General features: G+C 69.4%; 11 protein-coding genes. 7 read left to right on the forward strand and 4 right to left on the reverse strand.

Going from position 1 to position 9,343, the window contains the following annotated elements; translation table 11 throughout:
- Positions 1 to 599: TCP-1/cpn60 chaperonin family protein (locus ABYX71_RS08225; RefSeq protein WP_372696015.1), on the reverse strand; the 599-nt coding region annotated here is incomplete at its 3' end.
- A gap of 43 nt (positions 600 to 642) precedes the next feature.
- Positions 643 to 933: a co-chaperone GroES gene (gene groES / locus ABYX71_RS08230; protein WP_372696016.1), complete on the reverse strand. Its 291-nt coding sequence runs from the start codon at positions 931 to 933 to the stop codon at positions 643 to 645.
- A 206-nt stretch (positions 934 to 1,139) separates the two neighbouring features.
- Between groES and cutA the strand changes: the two genes are divergently transcribed.
- Genes cutA through ABYX71_RS08245 form a run of 3 tightly spaced genes read left to right on the forward strand, consistent with a single transcriptional unit; the run spans position 1,140 to position 2,441 of the window.
- Entirely contained in the window at positions 1,140 to 1,469 is a 330-nt protein-coding gene (gene cutA / locus ABYX71_RS08235) for a divalent-cation tolerance protein CutA (protein ID WP_372696017.1), read from the forward strand.
- Positions 1,462 to 1,899 (forward strand): protein-disulfide reductase DsbD domain-containing protein, encoded by a 438-nt coding sequence (locus ABYX71_RS08240; protein ID WP_372696018.1) that lies wholly within the window; start codon positions 1,462 to 1,464, stop codon positions 1,897 to 1,899. The genes cutA and ABYX71_RS08240 overlap by 8 nt, the downstream gene beginning before the upstream one ends.
- Positions 1,900 to 1,910: 11 nt before the next feature.
- Positions 1,911 to 2,441: a TlpA family protein disulfide reductase gene (locus ABYX71_RS08245; protein ID WP_372696019.1), complete on the forward strand. Its 531-nt coding sequence runs from the start codon at positions 1,911 to 1,913 to the stop codon at positions 2,439 to 2,441.
- Between the two features lie 10 nt (positions 2,442 to 2,451).
- Here the strand turns inward: ABYX71_RS08245 and ABYX71_RS08250 are convergent, their stop codons facing one another.
- Positions 2,452 to 3,318 carry an MBL fold metallo-hydrolase gene (locus ABYX71_RS08250; RefSeq protein ID WP_372696020.1) on the reverse strand — a complete coding sequence of 289 codons (867 nt, stop codon included), beginning with the start codon at positions 3,316 to 3,318 and terminating at the stop codon, positions 2,452 to 2,454.
- Positions 3,315 to 4,136: a hypothetical protein gene (locus tag ABYX71_RS08255; protein WP_372696021.1), complete on the reverse strand. Its 822-nt coding sequence runs from the start codon at positions 4,134 to 4,136 to the stop codon at positions 3,315 to 3,317. The genes ABYX71_RS08250 and ABYX71_RS08255 overlap by 4 nt, the downstream gene beginning before the upstream one ends.
- A 121-nt stretch (positions 4,137 to 4,257) precedes the next feature.
- Here ABYX71_RS08255 and ABYX71_RS08260 point away from each other — a divergent pair, with 121 nt between their 5' ends.
- The 4 genes from ABYX71_RS08260 (at position 4,258) to ABYX71_RS08275 (ending at position 9,334) form a co-directional block, all read left to right on the forward strand.
- Positions 4,258 to 7,071, forward strand: a complete 2,814-nt coding sequence (locus ABYX71_RS08260; protein WP_372696022.1) for a DUF748 domain-containing protein — start codon at positions 4,258 to 4,260, stop codon at positions 7,069 to 7,071.
- A gap of 99 nt (positions 7,072 to 7,170) precedes the next feature.
- Complete coding sequence (locus ABYX71_RS08265) at positions 7,171 to 8,142, forward strand: NAD-dependent epimerase/dehydratase family protein (protein WP_372696023.1); 972 nt, start codon at positions 7,171 to 7,173, stop codon at positions 8,140 to 8,142.
- A 77-nt stretch (positions 8,143 to 8,219) separates the two neighbouring features.
- Positions 8,220 to 8,579 (forward strand): dihydroneopterin aldolase, encoded by a 360-nt coding sequence (folB, locus tag ABYX71_RS08270; protein WP_372696024.1) that lies wholly within the window; start codon positions 8,220 to 8,222, stop codon positions 8,577 to 8,579.
- The gene (locus tag ABYX71_RS08275) at positions 8,576 to 9,334 is read left to right on the forward strand and encodes an SDR family NAD(P)-dependent oxidoreductase (protein WP_372696025.1); all 759 of its coding nucleotides are present in this window, start codon (positions 8,576 to 8,578) and stop codon (positions 9,332 to 9,334) included. The genes folB and ABYX71_RS08275 overlap by 4 nt, the downstream gene beginning before the upstream one ends.
- Positions 9,335 to 9,343: the final 9 nt, after the last annotated feature.

The following is a 9,343-nucleotide window of genomic DNA, read 5'->3' on the forward strand; positions in this document are numbered from 1 at the left end:
AGGTAACCGCGGTCGAACTGCATGCCCTCGACCAGCTCCAGCTGGTTTTCCAGGCCCTGGCCTTCCTCGACGGTGATCACGCCTTCCTTGCCGACCTTGTCCATTGCTTCGGCGATGATGTCACCGACGGAGCTGTCGGCGTTAGCCGAAATGGTGCCGACCTGGGCGATCGACTTGCGGTCGGTGCACGGCTTGGAAAGCTTCTTGAGCTCCTCGACGGCGGCGATGACGGCCTTGTCCAGGCCCCGCTTCAGATCCATCGGGTTCATGCCGGCGGCAACCGCCTTCATGCCCTCGACGGCGATGGCCTGCGCCAGTACGGTGGCGGTGGTGGTGCCGTCACCGGCCTCGTCGGAGGTGTGCGAGGCCACTTCCTTGACCATCTGCGCGCCCATGTTCTCGAGCTTGTCGGCCAGTTCGATTTCCTTGGCCACGGACACGCCGTCTTTGGTGATGGTCGGAGCGCCGAACGACTTCTCCAGCACCGCGTTGCGGCCCTTCGGGCCCAGCGTCACCTTGACCGCGTTGGCCAGGGTGTTGACGCCTTTCATCATGGCGGTACGGGCATCGACGCCGAAATGTACCTGTTTGGCTGCCATTGCTTGCTTCCTCGTCAGATCGTGTGAGTTAGGGAAAGACGGCTCAGTTCTCGATGACGCCCATCAGGTCGTCCTCGCGCATGACCAGCACGTCCTGGTCGCCGAGCTTCACCTCGGTTCCGGAGTACTTGCCGAACAGCACGCGATCGCCAACCTTCACCTGCAGGTGGCGCACCTCGCCGTTGTCGAGCATCTTGCCGGGACCAACCGCCAGCACCTCGCCCTGAATGGGTTTTTCGGTAGCCGAGTCGGGCAGTACAATCCCGCCCGGGCTCTTACGCTCCTCTTCCATGCGACGGATCACGACGCGGTCGTGAAGGGGACGAATGTTCATTCCAAGCCTCCAGTAATGAACTGCAAAAAACAGCCGGGTCCGCGTTGTTCAGGCGCGGTTGCCGGGATGGGTTAGCACTCTATTGATAAGAGTGCTAAATGATAGGCGCCACCCCCCTTGCGTCAAGGGGTTGCCGATCATGCCGCGGCAGATGGGGGCGGTGGCGGTCGTTTCAAGGCCGGCGTGTTCGAAACTTCCGGGTTGCCATGACTACCGTCGCTTCCGCTGTGCAGGTACTGCTGTCGTCGTGCCCGGACGAGCAAACCGCTCGGGGCATCGCCGACGCGCTGGTGGCGGAGCGCCTGGCCGCGTGTGTCACCATCCTGCCCGGGGCACAGTCGGTGTACCGCTGGCGTGGTCAGGTGGAACGGGCGGCCGAACATGTGTTGCTGATCAAGGCACCGGCAGCCACGTATCCGATGCTGGAGCGTCGCCTGCTGGAGCTGCACCCGTATGACGTGCCGGAACTGCTGGTGTTGCCGGTTCACGGCGGGCACCTGGAGTATCTGCGGTGGCTCGAGGCCGTCGATGACTAGACGGCGGGTGGCAACGCTCGTGTTGGGCGCGGTGTTGGCGACGCCGGTTGCCGCCGGCGGTCTGGCCGATTGGCTGGGCGCGCCGGCGCCCGTGCTGCACCCACAACAGGCCTTCGGGCCGCAGTTGCAGGCGGTGGGCGACGGACGCGCGCAGCTTCGGTTCAGCATCGCGCCCGGGTATTACCTGTACCGCGATCGCCTGCGCGTCACCGGCAGCGACGGCCAGGCACTGCCGGTCACCTTGCCGGCCGGGGAGCCATACCAGGATCCCGAATTCGGCGCCGTGACGGTGTTGCGCGGCGAGCTGCGGATCGACCTGCCGGCAACGGTTGGGCCCGGCGCGTCGTTGGACGTCCGTTACCAGGGCTGCGCCGAGGGCCGGCTGTGCTACGCGCCGGTGCAGCTGCGTTTGCAGGTGCCACAACAGTGAAAGGGAAGGGAATGCGTTCCAGACTGGTGGTCGCGATCGTCCTGTTGGCGGCCTTTGCCGGTGGCCTGATGCTGCGCGTGATGGTGCACTCCGGGCCGACGGTACAGGCGGTGGTAGACGGTGGGCAGGTGCAGGATTTCGGCCTGCCCGACCTGCACGGTCAGCCGCGTCGACTGTCCGAATTCGCCGGCAGCACGGTGGTGCTCAATTTCTGGGCCAGCTGGTGCGGCCCCTGCCTGGAGGAAATGCCGGCGTTCATTGAGCTGCAGCGACGTTTTCAGGATCGCGGTGTGCAGTTCCTGGGCGTGGCGGTCGACGAGCCGGAGGCGGCGCAGGCCCTGGCCGAGCGGCTCGGTCTCAATTACCCGAGCCTGGTGGGGGATCTGGAGGCGATGGACATCGCCCGTGATCTTGGCAACACCGCCGGGGTATTGCCCTACACCGTGCTGATCGGTCGAGACGGTACGGTGCGTGCCCGTCTGGCGGGCAAGGCCGACGAGGCCGACCTCGAACGCTGGTTGCGGGAACTGACCGCTTCCTGAGCGCCTGTCGTCAGGTCAGGCGCCAGACATCCTCCGGCGCGTTCCCGGCTACCCGCTGCTCGTCGGCGAGTTTGAGCAGGTGTGCGTGCACGGAGCGTGCCGCCAGGCCATGCAGGGACTCGGGTACGGCCGCATAGAGCTCGCCTACCAGCTGCACGATGGTCTGCGGGCCGCTTGTCAGGGCTTCCAGGATGGCCGCTTCGCGGGCCAGGCGGTGTTCGATCACCTGCCCGATGACGGTGTGGGCATGCGCCATCAGGCGGCCGTGTCCTGGGGCGATGCACGTCACCGGCTCGTCCAGCAACCGGCGCAACGAAGCCAGGTACGCCGCCATGTCACCGTCCGGTGGCGCAATCACCACCGTGGTGCCGTCCATCAGGTGATCACCGGCGAACAGCAGGCCCTGGCTTTCCAGCAGGTAGCAGATGTGATCGGCCGCGTGGCCCGGTGTGCGCAGCGCGCGCAGCGGTCCTGCATCGGTCGTCAGCGTATCGCCATCGGACAGCACGCGGTCCGGCGCGAAGCCGGGGGTTGTAACGCCGGCCAGGGGAATCCCGCTGCCGTATACCGACACGCCGAGTTCGTCCGCCAGGTGGCGCGCGCCGGGCGCATGGTCGGGATGGGCGTGGGTCACCAGCACGGCGCTGATGGCGTCACCGGCGGCCTGCCGGATCGCTGCCAGGTGCTCCGGCGCGTCGCTGGCCGGATCGATCACCAGCACGTGCTGCTTGCCAACCAGGTAGGTGTTGGTGCCGGGGCCGGTCATCATGCCCGGGTTGGGGGCCGTGATGCGCCGCACGCCGGGGCCGAGTTCAACCGCCCGCGCGAACGGAAACTCGGCGCGGATCTGCGGCGTGTCGAAGGGGTTGCCGCTCACAGCGGCACGCCGCGCAGGTCGATTTCCTCGTCGCCTTCCGGCAGCGGCAGGCGCACGCGCTCCGGCCGGCCGTCGGACCCCATGATCAGGATCGGCAGGATGGCCGGCACCCGCTCGATGGCCGCCACGTGTCGTAGCAGGCTGTCGCTGTCGGCGAAGCGCGCCAGGAATTCCAGCTGCTTTCGCGTGGCAGGCACCAGGTTGAAGCTGCCGGCGGCGTGCCGTGCCAGGGCGTCGGCAGGGCGGACCCAGCAGTGATCCACGGTTTCCTGGCCGTCGTGCAGCGGCTCCTGTCCGGCCGGGGCGCGGCACAGGAAAAAGCGCGTGTCGTAGCGGCGCGGCATGCCTTCGGGGGTGATCCAGTGACTGTAATAGTGCACTTGGTCCAGGGGCAGGCACAGGTGTTCACGCTCGCAGATGTCCGCCAGGTCGAGCGTGCCGGCGTTCAGGGCGGCGCGGTAATCGGTAAAGCGTTGCTGCGTGGCCGCCTCGTGCAGGCTGAGAATCCGGCCATCGGCGCTGGCGGCCAGCAGTACACCGGCTTCCTCGAAGCACTCGCGAACGGCCGCCAGATAAAAGGCCAGCGCACCACCGTCGATGCCCAGGCGCGCGTTGGCCTGGGCTGCGTCCAGGCCGCTGCACAGCCGCTGTGCACGTTCGCCGCCGTCGGCGCGGTCCACCGCACCGCCGGGGAACACGTAGGCGCCGGCGTTGAAATCGCTCTTGACGGTGCGCAACAGCATGAACACCTCGAAGCCCGTGCCGGTCTCGGTGGTGTCACGCACCAGCACCACGGTGGCGGCGTCGCGTAAGGTCATGTCATGTGCTCCGTGACGACAACATGGGGGCGGTCGGCGGGATGACCGAACAGTCATTATGAACGAGCCGTCGGGGGGCGGCCGGCGCCGGGCCGGCGGGCGCAGTTGCTAAGATCGGACGATGCGAACTGTCCTGGCAACGTGGCGCTGGCGCTACCTGGTCATTCTCGCCGTGCTGGCGCTGCTGCTGGCCGGGGTGTTGCAGTTGCCCGAACTGGCGCGTCAGCGCTTGGAGCAGGCGCTGGCGGAGGCGACCGGTGGCCGGGCGCAGGTGGGGCAGGTGGCGTTCAACCCGTTGCGCCTGGCGGTCACCGTGCGGGGTATGCGGGTGGACGATGCTCACGGTGCGTTGCTGGTCGACCTGCAGGCGCTCAGGGTCGATCTGGCGGTCGACTCCCTGTGGACGCGTAGCGTGCACCTGGACGCCCTGCGCCTTGACGGGGTGCGCGGCGCCCTTGGCCTGCTGGCGGATGGCGGTGTGTTCCCGCAGCTGCCGGCCGGCGACGCCGCCGCCGGCGGGCCGCCGCCGCGTGTGCGCATCGACCGTGTCGAGCTGGCCGGCAGTGCGCTGGTCATTCGTGACGAAAGCGCCGCGCCCACGAGCGCGTTGCGCCTGACCGACCTGTCGCTTGCACTGGACGGCTTCGATTCCCGGGCCGACACACCGGTTGCCGTGACGGTGCGCGGGCGCGTCGGGGCAGGCCGGCTGCGGATCGAGGGTGACCTGACGCCGGCGTCGCTGGCCTTCACCGGCACCCTCAGCGCGACCGGTGTGGCCGCCGGGCCGGCGCTGGCCTACGTGGAGCGGGCCTTGCCACTGCGTGCGCGCGGCGGGCGAATCGACGCCGCCGCCGCCGTGCACCTGGACGGCGGCGCCGTGCGCCTGACCGATGCACGCGTCGCCCTGCGCGGCACGCGCATCACCGACACCGCCGACACGCCCGTGATGACCCTGGGCGAAGTGGTGGCAGAGGGGATCGACCTGGATCTGGCGGCGCAGCGTCTGGCGCTGACACGCCTCGGCGGCCGCGACAACTGGCTGGCCCTCGGTCGCCGGGCCGACGGCACGCTGAACCTCGCCGCGTTGGTGGATGCCGGCGCTGCGGGCGGCCAGACGGCGGCGGCCGACACCGGTCCGTCGCCGTGGCAGATCGAACTGGGCAAGCTGGCGCTTGCCGACACCCGTATCGCCGTCACCGATGCCACGCTGTCGCCGCCACTGACACAGGACGTGACGGTTGCCCAGCTGGAAATCGGCAGCCTGACACTCGGCCAGCCGACGTCGCTGGCGCTTGCCGCCAGTCTGCCCGATGGCGCCGAACTGGCCGTGCATGGCGAGGGCCAACTGCCGGCTGGCCCGGCGCAGCTGGACATCGATGCCAACAAGCTGCCGTTGCCGCTGCTGGCGCGTTACCTGCCGGATCTCGGTCCGGTCATCCTGCGCAGCGGCACGCTGGCGGCGGAGGGCCGGTTGCAGGTGGACGACGCGGGGCCGCGTTTCGAGGGGCAGGCCAAGCTGTCGCGGGTCGAGTTGTGGGACACCGAGCGTGAAGACGTGCCGCTGAGCCTGCGCACGCTGCGCATCGACAACCTGGCGGCCAGTGCCGAGCGCGTCAGTGCCAGCAAGTTCTGGATCAACCGGCCGACCCTGCGTCTGGTCATTACCGAAAACCGGCAAAGCAACCTGGCGCGCTACGGTCCGCCGGCCCGGACCCCCGCGCCGGTCGCCGGACAGGCACCGGCCGATGCCTCCGCAGCCCCGTCGCCCGCCATGCAGTTTGCGGTCGACACGGTGCGCATCAGTCGCGGCACGCTGCGCCTGGAGGACCACAGCCTGGATCCGCATTTCGCGGTCAGCGTGCAGCAGCTGCGCGGCGACGTGGACGGGCTTTCCAGTGCCGCCACGGTCCCGAGTCGGATGTCGCTGAGCGGTCGGGTGGACGAGTACGCGCCGGCCTCGGTGACCGGCACGTTTTCGCTGCAACCCTCCCTGCAGGCGCAGTTTCAGGTCAGTCTGCGCGGGGTGGAGATGGCCACCTTCGCGCCGTATGTGACCAAGTTCGCCGGCTACCGCATCGACCGCGGCACGCTCAACGTCGAACTCGATTACACGGTGGATGGGCCGCGTATCGAGGGCGAGAACCAGATCGTGCTCGACCGCCTGGAACTCGGTGAGCGGGTGGACAGCCCCGAAGCGCTTGACCTGCCGCTGACGCTGGCGCTGTCCGTACTCAAGGACTCCGCCGGCGTGATCGATGTCGACCTGCCGGTGCGCGGCGACCTGTCGAACCCGCAGTTCGACTATGGCGCCCTCATCGGCAAGGCGGTGCGCCAGCTCATCGTCAAGGCGGCCACCGCGCCGTTCACGTTTCTGGCACGCCTGGTGGGTGGCGACACGGCCGACCTGCGCACGGTGGCCTTCCCGCCCGGCGCCGCCACGCTGCCGGACGTGCAACGCGGCCAATTGCAGCAGCTGGCGCAGGCACTGATCGCCCGCCCGCAGCTCACGCTCGACATCCGGCCGCAGGTCGACCAGGCCGACAGCCGCGCGCTGGCGCAGCAGGTCCTGCAGCAGGCGCTGGCCCAGTCCGGTGTCGACGCGGACGATGACGAGGAACAGACCGAGCGTCTGGTTGCCCTGTACCAGGCGCGTTTCGGCAGCGAGCCGCCACCGGTACCCGCGCCGGAGGGCACCCAGCCGAGTGCGCAGGCGCAGCGCGCGGCGGCGGCGCGCGCCGGGCGCGAGCGTCTGCTGGCGGCCATGGCCCCCGACGAGAACGCCATGCAGGCACTGGCGCGTGCCCGCGGCGAGGCGATCCGCGCCGTGCTGGCGCAAAATGGCGTGCCGCTGCAGCGCATGGCCATCACCGTGCCGGCGTTGCCGCAGCCGTTGCCGCCGTCCGCCGTCAGCGAGTTCGAACTCGCCAGCAGCTGACGCCGGGCACCGCACCTGCCCGACAGAGGAGCGCAAGACCGGGGCCCGGCGCGGCAACTGACGAAAACCTAAAGAAAGCAAAGCCCAGGAGGAGACGACATGACCATTTTGGTAACCGGCGGCTGCGGCCTGGTCGGCTCGTTCGCGGTGCGTGAGGCGGTGGCCCGCGGCGCCGCGGTGGCGGCCTTCGACCTGGCGCTGAAGACCGAACTGCTGGCCGACGTGCGCGACAAGGTGACCCTGGTGCAGGGCAACGTGCTGCACGCGCCGGACCTGTTCCGGGCGGCGCGCGAGCTGAAGGTCACGCGCATCCTGCACACGGCGAGTTTTCTCACCCCCGGCGCCTATGCGCGGCCGTACGCCAACGCCGAGCTGACCCTCATGGGCACGCTGAACGTGCTCGAGTGCGCCCGCGCCATGGGCATCGAGCGCGTCAGCTACGTATCCACCGGCAAGACCGGCTGGACCGGCGCGGCATTCTCGAAGACGCTGGACAGCGGCAGGTTCGATATTGCCGCCGATCCGTACGCCAGCGCCAAGGTTGGCGCCGAACTGCTGGCCAACGACTACCGCCAGCTGTACGACCTCGACGTGCGGATCCTGCGCCTGGGGGGGCAGGTCTACGGGCCGGGCTACGCTTTCGCCGGCGCCATCGGCCAGGGGCTGCAGCCGTTCATCGAGAAGCCGCTCAACGGCGAGCCGGTACGCTACGACCAGCCGGTCCTCGCCCATTCGGCGCCGATCATCCCCATGCTGTACGGGGCCGATGCCGGGCGCGGCTGCATGGCGGCCACCCTGGCCGGTGACCTGCCGCATGTGGTGTACGACATCAACGCGCCCATCGCCAGCACGCTGTATCAGGTGGTGGAGGTGATCAAGACGCTGATTCCCGGTGCCGACATCGACGTTCCGCCGGCGCCGACCGAGGCCGGGCCGTTCAGGGCCGGGCCCATAACCCCCGACCCGCGGGCGCAGGCCGACTTCGGGTACCTGCCCGAGTACGACCTCGAGCGGGGGCTGCGCGAGTACATCGCCTTCCTCAGGAGTGGCCGTTACGGGGTGGCCGCCTGATGCCGGACAATGGCGCATCCGACACGTCGGCCCGGCGGCTGGCCGGCGTCGCGCCACCCTGAGAGAGTCCCATTCCCATGAGCACCGGCACCATCCGTATCGACGAACTGACCGTCCACTGCGTGATCGGCATCATCGAGTCCGAGCGCCTGCGCGACCAGCGCATCTTCATCGACGCCGAGCTGGACACGGATTTTTCCGCCGCCGCCGCCTCCGACAGCATCGAGGACACCATCAACTACGCGGTGGTGGCCGAGCAGCTCACGCAGCTGGCGGTGGAAGGCCGCTACTACCTGGTCGAGGCCTACGTCAGTCACGCCACGGCAATGCTGCTCGAGCGTTACCCGCAGGTGACGCGCGTGCGCGTGGGCGTGCGCAAGCCGGACATCCTGCCGGCGGCGCGCAGCGTCGGGGTCAGCCTGGAGCGGCGGCGATGACGGCCGACCTGACCGGCCGGGTGGCGCTGGTAACCGGCGCCGCCCGCCGCACCGGCCGCGGGCTGGCCCTGGCCCTGGCGCGGGCCGGCGCCGACGTGGTGGTGCACTACGGTCGCTCGCAGCGCGAGGCCGAGCAGGTGGTGGCACAGATCGTCGCCGACGGCCGCAGGGCCTGGGCCATCGCCGCCGACCTGGCCCGGCCGGACGCCGCCGAGGCGCTGGTCGAGGCAACGCTGGCCGCGGCCGGACGGCTGGACATTCTGGTCAACAATGTCGGCAATTACCCGCTGGGCGATCCGCTGGGGCTGGAGCCGGACGCGTTCCGCGCCACGCTCGAGACCAACCTCACCGCGCCCTATGCGCTGATCCGCAGTGCCCGCGCCGCCCTGGCCGCCAGTGGCCAGGGTCACGTCATCAACCTCGGTTACGCCGGGGTCGAGCACCTGGTCGCCAACACCCGCGCCATGGCCTACCAGGTTTCCAAGGCCGGCCTGCTGGTGCTCACGCGTAGCCTGGCGCAGGCGCTGGGGCCGCAGGGCGTTCGCGTCAACATGATCTCGCCCGGACACCTGGACTACTCGGTGGATATTCCGGACGACATCGGCGCCCACGTGCCGCTGGCGCGCCCGGCGCAGGTGGCCGATATCGCGGGTGCGGTGTTGTTCCTGCTGTCGACGGCCGGCGGTTACATCACCGGTGCCAACATCGACGTGGCCGGCGGTTACCGGCTGAGCCTGGCCGACACCCTGGAATGAGCCGGGCGC

The sequence above is a fragment of the Immundisolibacter sp. genome (assembly GCF_041625615.1).
GTDB lineage: Bacteria > Pseudomonadota > Gammaproteobacteria > Immundisolibacterales > Immundisolibacteraceae > Immundisolibacter.

What these genes read in the sequence shown, in the direction of transcription:
- groES (WP_372696016.1), bottom strand. Translation starts at nt 933, where the DNA reads ATGAACATTCGTCCCCTTCACGACCGCGTCGTGATCCGTCGCATGGAA.
- cutA (WP_372696017.1), top strand. Translation starts at nt 1,140, where the DNA reads ATGACTACCGTCGCTTCCGCTGTGCAGGTACTGCTGTCGTCGTGCCCG.
- ABYX71_RS08240 (WP_372696018.1), top strand. Translation starts at nt 1,462, where the DNA reads ATGACTAGACGGCGGGTGGCAACGCTCGTGTTGGGCGCGGTGTTGGCG.
- ABYX71_RS08245 (WP_372696019.1), top strand. Translation starts at nt 1,911, where the DNA reads ATGCGTTCCAGACTGGTGGTCGCGATCGTCCTGTTGGCGGCCTTTGCC.
- ABYX71_RS08255 (WP_372696021.1), bottom strand. Translation starts at nt 4,136, where the DNA reads ATGACCTTACGCGACGCCGCCACCGTGGTGCTGGTGCGTGACACCACC.
- ABYX71_RS08260 (WP_372696022.1), top strand. Translation starts at nt 4,258, where the DNA reads ATGCGAACTGTCCTGGCAACGTGGCGCTGGCGCTACCTGGTCATTCTC.
- ABYX71_RS08265 (WP_372696023.1), top strand. Translation starts at nt 7,171, where the DNA reads ATGACCATTTTGGTAACCGGCGGCTGCGGCCTGGTCGGCTCGTTCGCG.
- folB (WP_372696024.1), top strand. Translation starts at nt 8,220, where the DNA reads ATGAGCACCGGCACCATCCGTATCGACGAACTGACCGTCCACTGCGTG.
- ABYX71_RS08275 (WP_372696025.1), top strand. Translation starts at nt 8,576, where the DNA reads ATGACGGCCGACCTGACCGGCCGGGTGGCGCTGGTAACCGGCGCCGCC.